Genomic DNA, 16,559 nt, shown 5'->3' with positions numbered 1-16,559 from the left:
CCCCGCGTCCCCTCGCGCTCAGCGCGCCAGGCGCACCGTCGCGATCTCGAACGGGCGCAGCTCGAGCCGCACGTCGGCTGACTCCGCCTCGACGGAGCTCTCGATGCGGACCTGCTCGGTCGGGCGCTCCATCAGGTCGGTGCGGGTGACCGTCCGGACGGCGAAGGCGGCGCGGAGGGTCGCTGCGGCGCGGCGGCCGAGCGACTCGTAGAGCCGCACGATCACGTCGCCGCTCCCGTCGTCCGCCGCCTTCACAGCCTCGACGATCACCGAGGGGTCGTCGATCGACACCAGGGGAGCGACGGGCGCGGCGCCGGTGAGCCTGCGGACCGGGGTGTTCAGCGCGTAGCCGGCCTCGACGGCGTCGGGCAGCTCGGCGCCGACCACGAGCGACACTGCGAGGCGGTGGCGGCCCTGGTCGGCGTCCGGGTCGGGGAACAGCGGCGCGCGCAGGAGCGAGAGCCGGACCGTGGTCGTCGGTGTGCCGGCCGCGGCGCGGTCGCGGGTGATGTCGTGCCCGTAGGTGGAGTCGTTGACGACCGCGACGCCGAAGCCCGGCTCGCCGACGTGCACCCAGCGGTGCGCGACGGTCTCGAAGCGGGCGGCGTCCCACGTCGTGTTCACGTGGGTCGGGCGGTGCACGTGGCCGAACTGGATCTCGGACGTCGCCCGGTCCGAGAGCAGGTCGAGCGGGAAGGCGAGCTTGAGCAGCTTGCGGCGCTCGTACCAGTCGATGTCGAGGTCGAGGTCGACGGCCGCCCGGCCGATCTGCAGCGAGACGGTCTGCACGACTGTGGAGCCGCCGAACGAGCGGGTGATCACGACCGCCGGCACCTCGCGGCCGAGCGGGTCGCTCACGGTGCCGGCGCGGACCGAGTCGACGCCGACGAGGTCCTCCACCGTGCGGCGGTAGTTGTCGTCGAGGTCCCAGGCGTCCCACTTGTTCGGGGTGTCGCGGTGGAGCTGGAGGAGCCCCGCGGCGGCGCCGGCGGGCACGACCTCCCGGCCGCTCGCGAGGTCCACGACCGACTCGAGGAGCCCGGAGGCGCCGATCCGCACCCGGACGAGCCCGTTGTCGAGGACGTGGGCGTCGCCGTCGGAGCGGAGCGTCGGGGCCGAGTGCTCCGCGGCGGGGTCGGCCGCGGCCGCGCCGAGCGCCGGCACGCCCCCGACGGCGAAGGGGGAGGAGTTCACCAGCAGCTCCGCGGAGCCCTCGCCGGCGAGGGCCCGGACGGCCTCGGCGATCATCTCCTCGATCCGCTGCGCGATGCGGGCGTAGTTCTCCTCCGCCTCGCGGTGCACCCAGGCGATGGAGGTGCCGGGCAGGATGTCGTGGAACTGCTGCAGGAGGACCGTCCGCCACATCTCGCGCAGCTCGTCGGCCGGGAACGGGACCCCGGCGCGGACGAGGGCCGTGGTCGCCCACAGCTCGATCTCGCGGAGCAGGTGCTCGCTGCGGCGGTTGCCCTGCTTGGTGCGCGCCTGCGACGTGTAGGTGCCGCGGTGGAACTCGAGGTAGAGCTCGCCCGACCAGGTGGGCGCGTCCGGGTACTCGGCCTGCGCCTCCTCGAAGAAGCGGCGGGGTGTGGACAGCTCGACGGTCGGCGAGCCCTCGAGGCTGCGCGTGCGGCGGGCGGCCGCGATCATCTCGCGGTTGGGGCCTCCTCCGCCGTCGCCGTAGCCGAAGGGCACGAGCGACATGGTGCCGCTGCCCTTCTCGGCGTACTGGCGCTCGGCGCGGGCGAGGTCCTCGCCGGAGAGGTCGGAGTTGTAGAGGTCGACGGGCGGGAAGTGCGTGAACACGCGGGTGCCGTCGATGCCCTCCCACCAGAAGGTGTGGTGGGGCATCGTGTTGGTCTCGTTCCACGAGATCTTCTGCGTGAGGAACCAGCGCCCGCCCGCTCCGGCGATGATCTGCGGCAGCGCCGCGGAGTAGCCGAAGGAGTCCGGGAGCCAGACCTCCTCGGTGTCGATCCCGAACTCGTCGAGGAAGAAGCGCTTGCCCTCGAGCAGCTGGCGCACGAGCGCCTCGCCGCCGGGCATGTTCGTGTCCGACTCGACCCACATCCCGCCGACCGGCACGAAGCGGCCCGCGAGCACGTGGCCGCGGACGCGCTCGAACAGCTCCGGGTGGTCGCGCTTCAGCCACGCGTACTGCTGCGCGGAGGAGGCGGCGAAGACGAAGCCCTCCTCGCGCTCGATCAGATCGCAGACGTTCGAGAAGGTGCGGGCCACCTTGCGGGCGGTCTCGCGGGCGGGCCAGAGCCAGGCGGAGTCGATGTGGGCGTGGCCGACGGCGTGCAGGTGGTGCGCGCTGGCCGAGGCGGGCCGCTCGAGGACGGTCCGCAGCGCCTCCCGGCCCGCGGCGGCGGTGCCGGACACGTCGTCCGGATCGAGGACGTCGACGGCGCGGTCGAGGGCGCGCACGATCTCGGCGCGGCGCTGGGAGGACTCGGGCAGCTGCCCGATCAGCCCGACGAGCACGGCCATGTCCTGCTCCAGCTCCCAGACCTCCCGGTCGAGCAGCCCGAGCTCGAGGCGGCGGAGGCGGTAGAGCGGGTCGGACGGCAGGGCGCCGTCGGCGGGGCGGCCGCCGAGCGCCGTGGGGGTGAATGACCAGTCGCCGGTGATGTTCGGGTTGGCGGCGGCCTCGATGTAGAGCTCGACCGTGCGGTCGCCCGCCTCGCGGCCGGGCAGCCGGTCGAGCGGGACCGACTGGTTGAACGGCTCGACGGCCTTCACGACCGTGCCGGTCGCGGTGAAGACGAGCCCCTCCGCCTCGAAGCCGGACTGGGCGCCGGTGTAGCCGAGGTCGACGACGAGCTCGGGCTCGCAGCCGTCGACGCCGACCCAGGAGGCGGGGATCTCGCCGCGCACGTGGAACCACACGGTGCCCCAGGGGGCGCCCCACGGCTCCCCGATGCGGGCGGGCGCGTAGGACGCGGCCCGCGCCTGCTCGAAGGGGACCGGCTCGCCCGGAGCGGTCCACGACTCGATCCCGAGCGGCTCGACCGCCCGGTGGATCGCCGGCCGGAGGCTCTCGGCGCGGAAGCGGGCGATGCGGGCTTCGATGCGGGTGCTGTCGTCATGCATGCGTTCTGGTGCTCGTTCCGTGTGCAGTGGGGGAGGGCGGCGGCGCGGAGGGCGCCACCGCCCGGGGTCAGGAGGCGATGACGACGCGGTGCCCGTCGGGGAAGACGGCCACCTTCCGCCAGGTGTCGCCGGAGCGCTCCCAGCCCTCGTTGACCTGTCCGGCCGGAGGGGTCGGGATGGTCTCGGGGGCGCGGGCGACCGTGGTGTAGCCGGCCGCGCGCTCCACCCGGCCGCGGCCGAGCTCGAACGAGGTCAGGCGTCCCTCGTCGACGATCAGCGAGCCCTCGTCCACTCCCGCGGCGCCGCGCTCGATGAACGGGTTCACGAGGCGCGTCTGGGAGGAGTCGCTGCCCAGCACGATCGCCTTCTGCTGCGGGAAGCGGCCGAGGCTGAGCCCGTAGAAGCCGCCGAGGACGGTGAGGTTGCGCACCTCGAAGTCCGCTCCGCCGTTCGTCAGGCCGACGCCGAGGCAGTTCGCGCCCGAGGTCGGGAAGAAGTTCGGGTTCACGATCATGTGGCTCGTGCCGGCCTCGATCAGCACCTCCCAGCCGTCGCGGGAGCCCTCCGAGCGGAAGTTGATCAGGGTCAGGCCGGAGTTGACCGAGCGCCGGTTCTCGTTGCGGATCGACCGGAGGCCGACCGTGCCGCCGATGGCCTGGCAGTCGAGCAGCGTCATGTTCGTCGGCGCGAGGAGGAAGCCGCCGAGGCCGGGGCTGATCGCCTCGACGTTGGTCATCGAGCCGCCGATGGAGGCCTTGCCCGAGTCCTCCACGCCCCAGCCCGCGGGGGCGACGATCTTGATCTTGTTCCAGGAGTTGGCGTACGAGTACTCGTCGTCGACGCCCGAGACGAAGGTGGCGCGCTCGCGGAAGATGCCCGACTTGCCGGTCTTCTGGATCCACAGGTTGCGGAACTCGCAGTTGACCAGCGAGCGCAGCGACATCCCGTGGCCGCCGGAGGGCGTGCCCGTCATCTCGAAGTCGGCGAGGACGACGCCGGTGGCCTTGTTGTTGTTGGCGGGACCGGCCGCGTCGCCGGTCTGGCCGGAGACGGTGAAGATGTCGCGGGTCGAGCCCTCGATCTGGACGATCCTCGTCTGGCGCATGCCGGCGCCGACGATCTTCGGCCCGGCGTAGCCGTAGGGCGGCCCGTTCTCGGGCTGCACCGGGTAGCCGCGGTAGTCGACCGCGAGGCCCGTCACCCGGATCTCGCCGGCGGGCAGCGACACCTCGCCGCCCGGAGCGGTCATCGCCTTGTCGATGGCCGCCTGCACCGCGCGGGTGTTGTCGGCGCCGGCGCGGTCGTCCCAGCGGAACTCCTTGTCGAGCGGCGAGATCGGCCCCTCGGTGACGCTCAGGCGCTTCTTCTGCCCGGGAGCGTCGGCCGGGGGCGCGGCGGCGGCCGGAGTGGCGGCGCCGACGGCCCCTGCCGCGCCGGCGAGGGCGGCGGCGCCCCCGGCGAGGAAGAGGCGGCGCGAGTTGTCGGGCCTGCGCTGCGGATCGTGCTCGGGCTGCTGATCGGGCTTGTGCTGCCGATCGGGCCTCGGGGAGGCCGTGGTCTGGTTGTCTGGGTCTGCGGGATTCATCATCGTCGACGTTCCGCCCTCTCTCGCCCCGGATGGGCGTACGGCGATCCTTCGTCATCGGTAGCCTGAGGTCAAGACGTAATACCTATTACCAGGATGAAGCGGGGGTGTCCGGGTGCCGCGGATCACGCAGAAGGACATCGCGCGTCTCGCGGGAGTCAGCCAGACGACGGTGTCGTTCGTGCTCAACGACAAGGGCGAGCAGCTCGCCCGGGTCCCGGAGGCGACGCGGGCGCGGATCCTCAAGGCGATCCAGGAGACGGGGTACGTCGCCGACCCCATCGCGCGCCGCCTCAAGCAGGTCGGCACCGGCATGATCGGCGTCTACACCTACGAGAGCCTGTTCCCGCTCGACCGCGAGGACTTCTTCCACCCGTTCCTCGCCGGCATCGAGGAGGAGGCGCAGAACCGCGACATCGACCTCCTCCTGCTGACCAGCGGCCGTGTCGGCGGCCGCCGCGGCGGCCTCAGCGGCGGCACCACCCGGCTGCGCCTGGCCGACTCCTGCATCCTCCTCGGGCAGCGCATGCCCCGTGAGGAGCTCGAGTTCCTCAACGCGAGCGGCTTCTCCTTCGTCAGCGTCGGCCGCCGCGACGACGCCGGCGGGCCCGTGCCCTACGTGGCCGCCGACTACGCGTCGATCGTCCGCGAGCTGATCTCCTGCGCGCGCGCCCTCGGCCACACCCGCTTCGCCTACGCCGGCCACGGCGAGGGCGTCGAGTCGTACACCGACCGCATGGCCGGCGCGCGGGCCGAGCTCGGCGACGGCTTCCTCCACCTCGTCCCGGGGCCGGAGGCGTCGCCGCGGGAGTGGATCCGCCGGATCGCCACCGAGGGCGTCACGGTCGTCCTCGCCGAGCAGGAGGAGCAGTTCGTCCTCCTGCAGGAGGCCGCCGAGGCCGAGGGGGTGGCGGTGCCGGGCGACCTGTCGCTGGTGTCGCTCTCCGGATCGGCCGACCGCACCGGCTGGCAGGCCGGCTTCGAGCTGCCCCGGCGCGACATGGGCCGCCGCGCCGTGCAGATCCTCATCGAGGGCGACCCCGCGCGACGGGAGCAGCAGCTCCTCCGCTGCACGCTCGTCGACGGCGCCTCCCTGGCCGCGGCCCCGGCCTGACCGCTCAGTCTGAACGGCCGGGCTCAGCCCGAGTGGTGGCGCCCGATCGGCAGCACCAGCGGCGTCCGCGAGACCGGGTCCTCGATCACGCGCGACTCCATCCCGAACACCGCGCGCACCGTCTCCGGCGTCACCACCTCGGCGGGCGTGCCCGAGGCGTACAGGGCTCCGTCGCGCACGGCGACGAGGTGGTCGGCGTAGCGGGCGGCGAGGTTGAGGTCGTGCAGCACGATCACGATGGTCGTCCCGCGCGAGCGGTTGAGGTCGGTGAGCAGGTCGAGCACCTCGACCTGGTGCGACACGTCGAGGTAGGTCGTCGGCTCGTCCAGGAGGAGCACGTCGGTCCGCTGGGCGAGGGCCATCGCGATCCACACCCGCTGGCGCTGCCCGCCCGAGAGCTCGTCCACGGGGCGGTCGGCGAGCTCGAGCGTGCCGGTGTCGCGCAGCGCCTCCTCGACGATCGCGTCGTCGTCCGATCCGGAGCCGCGGCCGAAGAGGCCCCGGTGCGGGTAGCGGCCCCGGGCGACCAGGTCCGAGACGGCGATCCCCTCCGGGGCGATCGGGGTCTGCGGCAGCAGCCCCACCTGCTGCGCGACCTGGCGCGTCGGGAGCCGGTGGATCGCGCGCCCGTCGAGCAGGACGCTCCCCGAGCGCGGGGTGATCAGCCGCGCCATCGCGCGCAGGAGCGTCGACTTGCCGCAGGCGTTCGCGCCGACGATCACCGTGATCCGGCCGGGCGGCACGGCGAGCGAGAGCCCGTCGACCACGACGCGCTCGTCGTAGGCGAGGGTGACCGCGTCGGCGGCGAGGGTGGGCGGGGCGTCGGTCACAGGGAGCCTCCGGAGCGGTTGCGGCGGGCGAGGAGCCAGAGCAGGAAGGGCGCGCCGAGGGCGCCGGTGACGACGCCGACCGGGAAGCGCGCGCCCGAGAACAGCGCGCCGACGACGTACTGGGCGAGCAGGTCGGCGGCGAGCACCACGACCGCGCCGACCAGGGCGGAGGGGATCAGCAGCGTGCGCGCGCTCGGCAGGATCCGCCGCGCGATCGGCCCCGAGACGAAGGCGACGAACGCGATCGGGCCGGTGGCGGCGGTCGCGACGGCCACGAGGCCGACTCCGACCGCGAGCAGGGCCAGCCGGCTGCGCCGCACGTCGAGCCCGAGCGCGGTCGCCGACTCGTCGCCGAGCTGCAGCACGCCGAGCCGGCCCGAGAGCAGCAGCGCCAGCGGCACCAGCACGAGCATCGTCAGCGCGAGCGGCGGGACGGAGGGCCAGGCGGCCGAGTTGAGGCTGCCGGTCAGCCAGCGCAGCGACTCCTGGACGTCCTCGAAGTCGGCGCGGGTCTGCACGTAGGCGATCACGCTCTGGAACATCGCCGCGACGCCGATGCCGATGAGGATCAGCCGCGCCCCGATCACTCCGCCGCCCTCGGCCAGCCCGGCGATGATCAGGGCCGTCGCGAGCCCAGCCGCGACCGCGATCACCGAGACCGCGCCGCCCGAGAGCCCGAAGAACGCGATCGCGACGACGGCCGCCGCGCTCGCCCCCGACGTGATGCCGATGATGTCGGGGCTGGCGAGGGCGTTGCGCAGCATCGTCTGGAAGATCACGCCGCCCATCCCGAAGCCCACGCCCACCAGGACGGCCGTGATGGTGCGCGGCAGCCGCAGCGTGCCCACGGTGAAGGAGGCGCCCGGCACGGTCTTGCCGAGGACCACGCGGACGACCTCCGGCACCGAGTAGACCGTGCTGCCGACCGTGAGCGAGACGACGACGAGCGCCAGCACGAGCACCGCGAGGACCGCGCAGCCGATGACCGTGCGCCGACGGCGCAGCGTGCGGCCGGCCGCGATGCCGACCGCGGCGGGCGCCTCCGCGGTCCTCACAGCGCCCGCACCTTCGAGCGGCGCACGATCGCGATGAGCACCGGGGCGCCGATCAGCGCGGTCACGATGCCCACCTCGACGTCGCTCGGCCGGGCGACCACGCGGCCGACCACGTCGGCGACGAGCAGCAGCAGGGCGCCGAGCAGAGCGGAGGAGGGCAGCAGCCAGGCGTGCGCGGGGCCGGTGACGCGGCGGGCGAGGTGCGGGACGACCAGGCCGATGAATCCGATCGGTCCGGCGATCGCGGTCGCGGCGCCGCAGAGCAGCACGGCCGCGAGCCCCGCGACCAGGCGGATGCGCCCCACGCGCTGGCCGAGGCCGGTCGCCAGGTCGTCGCCGAGCGCCAGGGCGTCGAGCCCTCGCGCGCTGGAGAGGGCCAGCACCGCGCCGACCGCGAGGAACGGGAGGACCTGCAGGATGCTCGCGGTCTCGGCGCCGCCGACTCCGCCGACCTGCCAGAAGCGGAAGCGGTTCAGCGTGGTCTCCTGGGTGAGCAGGACCGCGCTGATGAGGGAGGTGAGCGCGGCGGCGGTGGCGGCTCCGGCGAGGGCGAGCTTCAGCGGAGTGGCGCCCTCGCGGCCGAGCGACGCGACTGCGTAGACGAACGCCCCGGCGGCGGCGGCTCCGAGGAACGCGAGCCAGATGAACTGCGGCAGGCTCGTCGCGCCGACCCCGGCGATCCCGAGCACGACCGCGAGCGAGGCGCCCGAGTTGAGGCCGAGGATGCCCGGATCGGCGAGCGGGTTGCGGGTCAGGCCCTGCATCACGGCTCCGGCGAGCCCGAGCGCGGCGCCGACCAGGATCGCGAGGACCGTCCGCGGCACCCGCCCCTGCACCGCCGCGTCGACGATGGACGCCGGATCGGGCGAGGTCAGCGCCGGCCAGACCTCGCCGAGCGGGATCTCGCGGGAGCCGTACACGAGCGAGAGGACCGAGGCGACGGCCAGCGCGACGAGGGCGACCGCCAGCGCGGTCGCCCTCGTCTTCCGGGTGGGTGCGGTGCGGGTCACGACACCTTGTCGGCGGCCGCGGCGAGGCCGGCGGTGTACTCGTCGAGCACCCACGGGATGCTGAGCAGGTTCGGCGACGAGGTGGCCATGGCGGCGGAGGAGCCGTCCTCGAGCACGTAGACGGAGCCCCGCTCGACGGCCGGGATCTTGGAGAGCAGCGGGTCGGCCTGCAGTGCGGCGAGGGTCGTGTCGTCGCCGTAGACGACGAGCACGTCGGCGTCGAGCTGGTCGGCGTTCTCGGAGCTGATCGTGCCGCTGAACGCCTCCGAGTCGCCGGAGAGCTCGGCGACGCTCGGGGCGACGTCGAGTCCGAGGTCCTCGACGAACTTCACGCGCGCGTCGTTCGGCGTGTAGTAGGTGAAGGTGCTCGCGTCGGTCGGGTCGTACCAGCCGTACATGAACGTGGTGCCCGCGAGCTGCGGGTAGGACGCGGTGGTCTGCGTGATGTCGCTCTCGATCTCGCCGACCTTCGCGACGGCCTCGTCCTCGAGGCCCAGCGCGGCGCCGTCGAGCTTCGCGGAGTCCTGCCAGGTCGTGCCCCAGGGCAGGCCCGGGTAGGCGACGGTGGGGGCGATCTGGCTGAGGGTGTCGTAGTCCTGCCGGGTGATGCCGGAGTAGGCCGAGAGGATCACGGTCGGGCTGAGGTCCGAGATCGCCTCGAAGGGCACGCCGTCGGTCTCGTCGAACAGGGTCGGGGTCTCGGCGCCGGAGGCGTCGAGCGCTTCCTTCGTCCACACCAGCAGGCCGTCGCCGTCCTCGTCGCCGTAGGAGGCGCGGGTGAAGCCGACCGGGGTCACACCCAGCGCGAGCGCCACGTCCTGGTTGGTCCAGCTCGTCGCGACGACGCGGTCGGCCGACTCGACGGTGGTGCTGCCGAAGGCGTGGTCGACGGTGACGGGGAAGCCCTCGCTGCTCTCGGCGGCGCTGCTCTCGGACGTGCCCTCGGAGCCGGCGTCGGCTCCTCCCGAGCAGGCGGTGAGCAGCAGCGCGGCGAGGCCGAGCGAGGCGACGGCGGTCAGGCGGAGGGGGGTGCGAGTGGCGGGCACGGCGATCCTTCGAAGGGGGTGGTGTGGGTTGCGAAGGTTAACCTAACCTAACCGCCTGGACGGGGCCAGTGGCCGAGGGGATCAGCGGACGGGTCGCGCCTCCGCCGCCGCGTCCATCCGTCGCCCGCGGCCCGTGCCCGCCGCGGGGACGGGCCGCTGCTGACGGATCGATCGCGGGTGCGGCCCAGCGGGAGCATCGTTAGCGTGGAGGTCCGCGCCGATCGCCGGCGCCGAGGGGAGCCCCATGGATCAGACCGTCGAGATCGACGCCCGGGCGGAGGCCCTGCGCGCCGACCCCGAGAGCTTCGCCGCGATGGACGCGCTCTGGCGCAGCGTCTACGCCCTGCCGATGTGGTGCTTCATCGCGCGGGGGCCGGACGACGCGCCCACCCCCTTCGTCGGCGGCCTGGAGTCGGGGCCGATGGTCTTCGCCTTCACCACGGGGGAGCGCGCCCGCGCCGGGGCGCTGCACGCCGGCCTCTCCGACGAGGACGCGTCGCGCGTGCTGAAGGTGCCGATGCCGGCCGCGCTCGAGTGGATCGCGGCGATGGGATCCTCCGGAGTCGCGGGAGTGGTCTTCGACCTGCCCCGCTTCGGGTACTTCGCGCCCCTCCAGAATCTGCTGCCGATGCGCGACTTCATGGCGGCGAACCCGCCGGCCTGAGCCCCGCCCCGTCGAGACCAGCGGATCCGCCGATACCAGCTGATCCGCCGGTTGTCGCCGCCCCGAACTGGTCACTGGACGACACCCGAGGATGGTGGGCCGGAGGCGCGCCCGTCCTCCGAGGACGAGGCCGGGAGACGCCGATGGGGAAGCTGCACTACGACGGATCGGTCGAGATCGACGTCGAGGACCGGGTGCTCGCCCACCTGCAGATCGTCCTCACCGCGAAGCTGCGCCGGGGGGAGTCGTGCCTGCTCACCTGGCGCGACGAGAACGGGATGAGCGACGGCCGCAGCGCGATCTGGCTGCACCCCTCGCACACGCTCCGCTACACCTACGCCGGCGGCCGCATGCCCCGCATCAACCCCGCCTGGATCTCGGCGCTCACCGATCTCGCGAACTCCGCCGGCGGCCTCCGCTTCGTCCCCGAGCCGCCGGAGCCCGTGCATCCCCCCGGCGGGAGCCCTCGCCGGTGACCGGCGGCCGGCCCCGTGCCCGGCCTCGGGCTCAGCAGCCGGAGTCGGCGGCGTCCGCGTCGAGCGCCGCCGCGGTGCCGAGCGCGATCAGCGACTGATCCGTCGCGATCGCGACCCTCGGGAAGCCGAGCGCTCGCAGCAGCCCGGCGCGCTCGCGGTCGCCCGCGTAGGCCCCGGCGCCCTTGCCCGCGCGCCGGGCCGCCGCGGCGATCCTCGGCAGCGGGTCGTCCGGTCCGTCCGCGGCGAGCAGGTCGGACAGGTCCCGTCCGAGGCCGATCGCGAGGTCGAACGGGCCGACGAAGACTCCGCTCACGCCCGGCACCGCGAGAATCCGATCGACGGCGTCGAGGCCGGCCTGCGTCTCGATCATGACCCAGAGCGCGGTGCGCGCCTCGGCGGCCGACGGGGGAGCGGCGCCCCAGAGATCGGACATCGGCCCCCAGCTGCGGCGACCGAGCGGCGGGTAGTGCGCGGCGCGGACGGCCGCGAGCGCCTCCTCGACCGTCTCGATCATCGGGACGACGACGACGTCCGCTCCGGCGTCGAGCGCCCTGCCGATCAGCGCGTCGGAGAGCCCGGCGACCCGGACGCCGACGGGCGGCCTCCCGCTCACGACGCCGAGCGCGCGAAGGGAGGCGAGGACCGCGGCGTCGTCGAACGCGCCGTGCTGCGCGTCCAGGCACAGCCACGCGGGCCCGCCGCGAGCGATCTGCGCGACCGTCAGCGGCTCCCCAAGCCGGCACCACACCCCGTCGGCCCGACCGTCTCCGAGAACCCGTTCCGCATCCACGGGTCCGATCCTCGCGCACGGAGCGCCGCCTAGGCGAGGACCGCCAGCGCCGTCGACAGGATCCCGAGGACGACGCCCGCCGCGAGCAGGATCAGGCCGGTCAGGCGCAGCGCCCGCACCGCGTCGCTCCACCGGTGCAGGCGGATGCGGTGCGGATCCTCCTCGCGGTAGTGCACCTCCCGCTGGTCCGACCGCGTCGGCGTCAGCGGGTCCCCGGCGGACAGCGGACGCGATCGCACCTCGCCGGCCCGGGTCACCCAGTGCAGCGCGAGGGGCGGACCCTCCTCGAGGTAGGCGGTCGTCGTCAGCCAGCGTCCGTCGATCAGCGCCGCGACGAACGCGGCGAGCAGGAACAGCACGCCGAGGGGGAGGGTGACAAGCGAGAGGGCCTCGGAGATCGTGTCCAGCATGCAGCGTCCCTCCGACCGGATCCGGTGCTGAGCGTACCGAGTCGGCGGCCGGCGCGTCCGCAGTGGGACGCGCCCCGCCGCCGAGCCCGCGGGCCTCAGCCCCAGGCGACCTCGAGGTCGACGACGAACGTCACTCCGAAGCGATCGCGCAGCATCCCGTAGAGGGGCGACCAGGCCGCCGGGGCCAGGGGCACGACGACCGCCGCCCCCTCCGAGAGGCCGTCCCAGAGGCGGTGCAGCTCGTCGGCGTCGGAGCCGCGCAGCGACACGAACACCGGGATCGTACCCGAGTCGTAAGCCGTGTGCGCGGGGACGTCGTACGCCATGACGCGGAAGCCGGCCTCGGAGACGACCTGGCCCCACATCAGCTGGTCGGCCTCGTCGGGCGCGGTGACAGCGTTCGCGTCCGCGTAGGACATCGCGTCGACCCGGCCTCCCGTGACCGAGGCGTAGAACTCCAGTGCCTCGCGGGCCTGTCCGCGGAAGTTGAGGTGGGTCGTCGTAGTGATGCTCATGGTGCGCTCCTCGCAGTCGTGCCGGGTCGATCACCCGGTGCCCCGACGCTCCCAGGAGAAGAGGACGGTGACGGTCCTCTTCTCGGAATACCCTCGGGACGTGCCCACGACGACCGAGCGGCTCCTCCTGCTCCTCTCCCTCCTGCAGACCCGCCGCGACTGGCCGGGCGGAGTGCTCGCCGAGCGCCTGGGGATCGCGCCGCGCACGGTGCGTCGCGACGTCGACCGACTCCGCACGATGGGCTACCGGATCGACGCGGCGAAGGGCCCCGACGGCGGGTACCGGCTCGAGGCCGGCGCCGAGCTCCCGCCGCTGCTCTTCGACGACGAGCAGGTGCTCGCCCTCACCGCCGCCCTGCGCGCGCCGATCACGGGGCTCGAGGAGGCGTCGGCCCGTGCGCTGGCGACGGTGCGGCAGGTCCTGCCCGCCCGGCTCCGGCCCCGAGCGGATGCGCTGCGCTTCACGGTCGCGGCGGCGCCGGCCCCCGCAGTCCCTCCGGAGCGGCTGGTCGCGGTCGCGGCGGCCGTCCGGGCCTCGGAGGTGCTCCGCTTCGCGTACGCGGAGGCGGTGCGCCGCGTCGAGCCCCACCACCTGGTCGCGCGTCAGGGCCGCTGGTACCTCATCGGTTTCGACCTCGACCGCGACGACTGGCGGGTGTTCCGCGTCGACCGGCTCGAGCCGCGCTCGCCCCGCGGGGCTCGCTTCCGCCGCCGGGTGCTGCCGGGCGGGAGTCCCGCCGAGTTCCTGGAGGCGCGGTTCCGCGGCGGAGCGCCCGGGGAGGGGTGGCCGTGCCGCGGCTCGGTGGTGCTCGAGGCGCCCGCCGCCGAGGTCCTGCCCTACGCGGGCGACGGGGAGGTGGAGGACCTCGGCGACGCGGGCTGCCGACTCGCCCTCGGCGCCTGGTCGTGGGAGGCGCTCGCCGCGTCGTTCGGCCGGTTCGCCGCTGCGATGGCCGGGGCCGAGCCGCCCGAGCTGGCCGCCGCGTTCCGCGTGCTCGCGGAGCGGTACGCCGCGGCGGGAGCCTGACCGGACCGCGGCGGCCGTCCGGCGCCGCTACTTCACCGAGTACCGGGCGCTCCCCGTGCTGCCGTCCGCCGTCGTGACCGTCAGCGTCCAGCAGGTGCCCCGCTTCGCGGGCACCGTCCACGCCTTCACGTAGCGGTTCGTCGCGGTGTCGTAGCGGAGGCGTCCGGTCAGGGTGGTCGTCGGCGCTCCGGTGAGGACGGCGCCGGCGGTGCAGGAGGTCTGCTTCTGCGTGACGCTGCGCGCGTCGGCGAGGGCGGAGTGGCGGAACGTTCCCGCGGAGGACGTCGAGGTCACCTGGAACGTCATGCCGGTCGCGGCTCCGGCGGCCACGCTCTTCACCGAGGTGCTGAGCCCGCCGATCGTCCACGGGGTCACGGTGTAGGACGCGGTGAGGGTCGAGACGTTGCCCGCCCGGTCGGTCGCGGTCGCCCGGTACACGTGCGGTCCGACGGAGCGGCCGCCGCCCGCGATCACGCAGTCGCCGGTGAGGCCCGCGAGCGCGTCGTCCGCGAGGCAGCGCGCCTCCGGGAGCACGGTGCCGAAGGGGTAGGACCCCTCGGGCCTCGACGTGAACGAGAGCTGCGGCTTCGTGGTGTCGATGGCGATGCCGCTGCGGGTCGTCGTGGCGCGGTTGCCCGCGTTGTCGACGGCGGTGCCGGTGACGCTCTGGCCGGGGCCCTCGCGCAGGATCCGCGCGGGGGTGCAGCTGCGGATCCCGGAGCCGCTGCCGTCGGCGCAGGAGAAGCCGACGGAGACGGGGGAGCGGAACCAGCCCGCGGCGTTCGGAGCCGTCGGCGCGGTCGTCGCGGCGATGGTGGGGACGCCGGTGTCGACGATCCGGTAGGTCGCGGTGGCGGTCGTGGTCAGTCCTCCGGGGTCGGTCCAGGTGCAGGTCGCCGTGCGGGTGCCGAGGCCGTTCACGAGCGTGCCGGTGACGACGGCCTCCTCGCTGAACGTTCCGCTCTCCGCATCCGTGATCGCGCAGGCGGCCCTCGGCTCCGAGCCCTTCTCGTAGGAGGCGCCGTCGGTGGCGGAGGCGACCGTCACGACGGGCGGGGTGTTCGCGGGGACCACGGTGACCGTGTGCGGCACGCCGGCCGTGGTGCCGTACGCGTTCCGCGCGCTCACCGTGAAGGTGGAGTCGCCTGCGGTGGTCGGCCTGCCCGAGACGACGCCCTCCGGCGAGAGGGCCACCCCCGCGGGAAGGGCGCCGGACGAGACCTCGAAGGTCGCAGCCGGGCCGGACGCCGTGAAGGTCGCGGAGTAGCGGGTCCCGGTCGTGACGAGCGTCTCGGCGGTGTCGGCGGTGAGGGTCGGCAGCGGGCCGATCGCGAAGGCGTGGTTGAAGCCGACCGCGATGCCGGTGGCGCCGGTGATCCCGGCCGGGACGTCCAGCTCCGTGTCGCCGTCGGGGTGCAGGGAGACGACGGTGCCGTCGGACGTCAGCAGGACGCTGAAGCCGATGCCGGCGGCGATCGCGGTGATGCCGCCGAGATCGGCGGGGACCCGCGGCAAGCCGGAGTCGACGGGGTCGCCCCAGGTGACGACGGTGCCGTCCCGCTTCAGGGCGAGGCTGTGGGAGTAGCTGACCGAGACGGCGACGACGTCCCGGAGGCCCGCCGGGGCGGTGTACGCGCCCCTGTCGTCGCCGCCCCACGCCACGACCGTCCCGTCGGCGCGCAGCGCGAGGCTGTTCCAGCCGCCCGCGGCGATCGCGACCACTCCGGAGAGACCCACCGGCACGTCGGTCGCTCCGAACTGATCCGAGCCCCAGGCCGCCACGGTCCCGTCGCCCCGCAGAGCGAGGGTGTGGTAGCTGCCCGCGGCGACGGCGGTCACGCCGCCGAGTCCGGCCGGGACGTCGGTCTGGCCCTGACGGTCGTCGCCCCACGCGACGACCGTCCCCTCCATCGTGAGGGCGATGCTGTGGAGGTACCCGGTCGAGATCGCGGTCACCTCGCGGAGCCCGGCCGGCACGTCCCGCTCGCCCTCCAGATCCGCTCCCCAGGCCTCGACGGTGCCGTCGGTGTGGAGCGCGAGGGTGTGGCTGTAGCTGCTCGCGACGTCCGTGAGGTCGGACATGCCCGCCGGCACGTCCCACTCCCCGTTGAGGTAGCGCCCCCAGGCGGCGACGCCGTTGGCGAGGTGGTCGTTCCCGACCGGCACCGGGTCCGGCTCGGCGGAGGCGAGGGGAGCCGCGGTGCCGGCGAGCAGCGCGACGGTCGCGGTCAGAGCGAGCAGAGTGCGGCGCAGACCCGCGGCGGTGCGGGTGGGGCGCGGAGAAGCGGGGTCGGTCACGGGCTCACGCTAGGGGCCGGCTCTCCTCCGCGGCGGGGGCGGGGGCGCCCTGTAGCGGACATGTCCTCTAGAGGGCGGAGCGCCGCTCCTCCAGGGCGAAGCCCGGGCCCTCCAGGGCGGAGCCTGGCCCCTCGGGGCCCGCGGCGGAAGGGCTTGCTCGGATCCGCGGCGGGCGATTGGCTGGAGGGCAGGAGAGAGAGGTGTCACCATGACGCAGACCTTCCCCGCCTGGTTGCGGGATCAGCAGAAGAGGGACGACGAGGTCGGCCGCTTCGCGCAGGCCTTCGGCGGTCGCGACGACCTGCCCGAGCACGGCGGCCGCGCGATCTACGACGGCTACTTCGCCAGCGAGCCCGAGTCGGCGCGGGCCGATCTGGACCGCGCTTGGATGGAGTTCGAGGCGCACCCCGAGCCGTCCGCCACGTCCGACGAGCCGGAGGGGCTCCGATGAGCGACCAGACCCCGAGCCCCGTCGAGGACCCGGACGACCAGTCCGACAAGCCGTCGCAGGCCGAGGGCGAGGACGAGCGCGACACCCCGCACGAGGTCCTGCCCGCCGAGGGCAAGCCCTCGAAGGCCGAGGGCTGAGCCGACGCACTGAGCCGACGCACTCCCCGGAGGGGCGCATCCTGCAGAGGGTGCGCCC

Annotated in this window: 16 protein-coding genes; 6 read left to right on the top strand and 10 right to left on the bottom strand. The window is 74.2% G+C overall.

All coding sequences use genetic code 11. From position 1 onward, the window contains the following. Positions 1-18: 18 nt before the first annotated feature. Together C5C35_RS13495 and C5C35_RS13490 are read right to left on the bottom strand one after the other, a co-directional pair. The gene (locus tag C5C35_RS13495; protein WP_104263297.1) at positions 19-3,093 is read right to left on the bottom strand and encodes a glycoside hydrolase family 38 C-terminal domain-containing protein; all 3,075 of its coding nucleotides are present in this window, start codon (positions 3,091-3,093) and stop codon (positions 19-21) included. 67 nt (positions 3,094-3,160) lie between these two features. Then, positions 3,161-4,681 (bottom strand): hypothetical protein, encoded by a 1,521-nt coding sequence (locus C5C35_RS13490; protein ID WP_104263296.1) that lies wholly within the window; start codon positions 4,679-4,681, stop codon positions 3,161-3,163. Positions 4,682-4,793: 112 nt separating this feature from the next. Between C5C35_RS13490 and C5C35_RS13485 the strand changes: the two genes are divergently transcribed. Continuing rightward, positions 4,794-5,792, top strand: a complete 999-nt coding sequence (locus C5C35_RS13485) for a LacI family DNA-binding transcriptional regulator (protein WP_104263295.1) — start codon at positions 4,794-4,796, stop codon at positions 5,790-5,792. 23 nt (positions 5,793-5,815) lie between these two features. Here C5C35_RS13485 and C5C35_RS13480 read toward each other — a convergent pair whose 3' ends face one another. Genes C5C35_RS13480 through C5C35_RS13465 form a run of 4 tightly spaced genes read right to left on the bottom strand, consistent with a single transcriptional unit; the run spans position 5,816 to position 9,733 of the window. Then, entirely contained in the window at positions 5,816-6,622 is an 807-nt protein-coding gene (locus C5C35_RS13480) for an ABC transporter ATP-binding protein (protein WP_104224308.1), read from the bottom strand. Beyond that, complete coding sequence (locus C5C35_RS13475) at positions 6,619-7,677, bottom strand: iron chelate uptake ABC transporter family permease subunit (RefSeq protein WP_104263294.1); 1,059 nt, start codon at positions 7,675-7,677, stop codon at positions 6,619-6,621. The genes C5C35_RS13480 and C5C35_RS13475 overlap by 4 nt, the downstream gene beginning before the upstream one ends. Beyond that, entirely contained in the window at positions 7,674-8,687 is a 1,014-nt protein-coding gene (locus C5C35_RS13470) for an iron ABC transporter permease (protein ID WP_104263293.1), read from the bottom strand. Before C5C35_RS13470 ends, C5C35_RS13475 begins: the two co-directional genes overlap by 4 nt. Next, positions 8,684-9,733: an iron-siderophore ABC transporter substrate-binding protein gene (locus C5C35_RS13465; RefSeq protein ID WP_181027213.1), complete on the bottom strand. Its 1,050-nt coding sequence runs from the start codon at positions 9,731-9,733 to the stop codon at positions 8,684-8,686. Before C5C35_RS13465 ends, C5C35_RS13470 begins: the two co-directional genes overlap by 4 nt. 244 nt (positions 9,734-9,977) lie before the next feature. On the opposite strand from C5C35_RS13465, the gene C5C35_RS13460 reads away from it, so the two are divergent. Then, complete coding sequence (locus C5C35_RS13460; RefSeq protein ID WP_104224305.1) at positions 9,978-10,397, top strand: hypothetical protein; 420 nt, start codon at positions 9,978-9,980, stop codon at positions 10,395-10,397. A 143-nt stretch (positions 10,398-10,540) separates the two neighbouring features. Next, positions 10,541-10,873: an ATP-dependent DNA ligase gene (locus C5C35_RS13455; RefSeq protein WP_104263292.1), complete on the top strand. Its 333-nt coding sequence runs from the start codon at positions 10,541-10,543 to the stop codon at positions 10,871-10,873. 31 nt (positions 10,874-10,904) lie between these two features. Here the strand turns inward: C5C35_RS13455 and C5C35_RS17035 are convergent, their stop codons facing one another. The 3 genes from C5C35_RS17035 to C5C35_RS13445 form a co-directional block, all read right to left on the bottom strand. Further along, on the bottom strand, positions 10,905-11,663 hold the full coding sequence (locus C5C35_RS17035; protein ID WP_181133833.1) for an HpcH/HpaI aldolase/citrate lyase family protein: 759 nt from the start codon (positions 11,661-11,663) through the stop codon (positions 10,905-10,907). Between the two features lie 29 nt (positions 11,664-11,692). Further along, positions 11,693-12,073 carry a hypothetical protein gene (locus C5C35_RS17030; RefSeq protein WP_181074600.1) on the bottom strand — a complete coding sequence of 127 codons (381 nt, stop codon included), beginning with the start codon at positions 12,071-12,073 and terminating at the stop codon, positions 11,693-11,695. 95 nt (positions 12,074-12,168) lie between these two features. Beyond that, on the bottom strand, positions 12,169-12,588 hold the full coding sequence (locus C5C35_RS13445; protein ID WP_104227150.1) for a VOC family protein: 420 nt from the start codon (positions 12,586-12,588) through the stop codon (positions 12,169-12,171). A gap of 100 nt (positions 12,589-12,688) precedes the next feature. On the opposite strand from C5C35_RS13445, the gene C5C35_RS13440 reads away from it, so the two are divergent. Further along, complete coding sequence (locus C5C35_RS13440; RefSeq protein WP_258069068.1) at positions 12,689-13,615, top strand: YafY family protein; 927 nt, start codon at positions 12,689-12,691, stop codon at positions 13,613-13,615. 27 nt (positions 13,616-13,642) lie between these two features. On the opposite strand, the gene C5C35_RS13435 is transcribed toward C5C35_RS13440, so the two are convergent. After that, positions 13,643-15,913 (bottom strand): PxKF domain-containing protein, encoded by a 2,271-nt coding sequence (locus C5C35_RS13435; RefSeq protein ID WP_104263290.1) that lies wholly within the window; start codon positions 15,911-15,913, stop codon positions 13,643-13,645. Between the two features lie 208 nt (positions 15,914-16,121). Between C5C35_RS13435 and C5C35_RS13430 the strand changes: the two genes are divergently transcribed. Both C5C35_RS13430 and C5C35_RS17025 read left to right on the top strand, forming a co-directional pair. Then, positions 16,122-16,364 carry a hypothetical protein gene (locus C5C35_RS13430; protein ID WP_104263289.1) on the top strand — a complete coding sequence of 81 codons (243 nt, stop codon included), beginning with the start codon at positions 16,122-16,124 and terminating at the stop codon, positions 16,362-16,364. Then, entirely contained in the window at positions 16,361-16,501 is a 141-nt protein-coding gene (locus tag C5C35_RS17025; protein ID WP_159940045.1) for a hypothetical protein, read from the top strand. Before C5C35_RS13430 ends, C5C35_RS17025 begins: the two co-directional genes overlap by 4 nt. Positions 16,502-16,559 lie beyond the last annotated feature (58 nt).

Source organism: Rathayibacter sp. AY1F8 (genome assembly GCF_002932165.1).
In the GTDB taxonomy this organism is placed as follows: domain Bacteria; phylum Actinomycetota; class Actinomycetes; order Actinomycetales; family Microbacteriaceae; genus Rathayibacter.
This window is presented reverse-complemented; position numbering and strand designations above follow the sequence as displayed.

What these genes read in the sequence shown, in the direction of transcription:
- C5C35_RS13455 (WP_104263292.1), top strand. Translation starts at nt 10,541, where the DNA reads ATGGGGAAGCTGCACTACGACGGATCGGTCGAGATCGACGTCGAGGAC.
- C5C35_RS17025 (WP_159940045.1), top strand. Translation starts at nt 16,361, where the DNA reads ATGAGCGACCAGACCCCGAGCCCCGTCGAGGACCCGGACGACCAGTCC.
- C5C35_RS13460 (WP_104224305.1), top strand. Translation starts at nt 9,978, where the DNA reads ATGGATCAGACCGTCGAGATCGACGCCCGGGCGGAGGCCCTGCGCGCC.
- C5C35_RS17030 (WP_181074600.1), bottom strand. Translation starts at nt 12,073, where the DNA reads ATGCTGGACACGATCTCCGAGGCCCTCTCGCTTGTCACCCTCCCCCTC.
- C5C35_RS13490 (WP_104263296.1), bottom strand. Translation starts at nt 4,681, where the DNA reads ATGATGAATCCCGCAGACCCAGACAACCAGACCACGGCCTCCCCGAGG.
- C5C35_RS13495 (WP_104263297.1), bottom strand. Translation starts at nt 3,093, where the DNA reads ATGCATGACGACAGCACCCGCATCGAAGCCCGCATCGCCCGCTTCCGC.
- C5C35_RS13430 (WP_104263289.1), top strand. Translation starts at nt 16,122, where the DNA reads ATGACGCAGACCTTCCCCGCCTGGTTGCGGGATCAGCAGAAGAGGGAC.
- C5C35_RS13445 (WP_104227150.1), bottom strand. Translation starts at nt 12,588, where the DNA reads ATGAGCATCACTACGACGACCCACCTCAACTTCCGCGGACAGGCCCGC.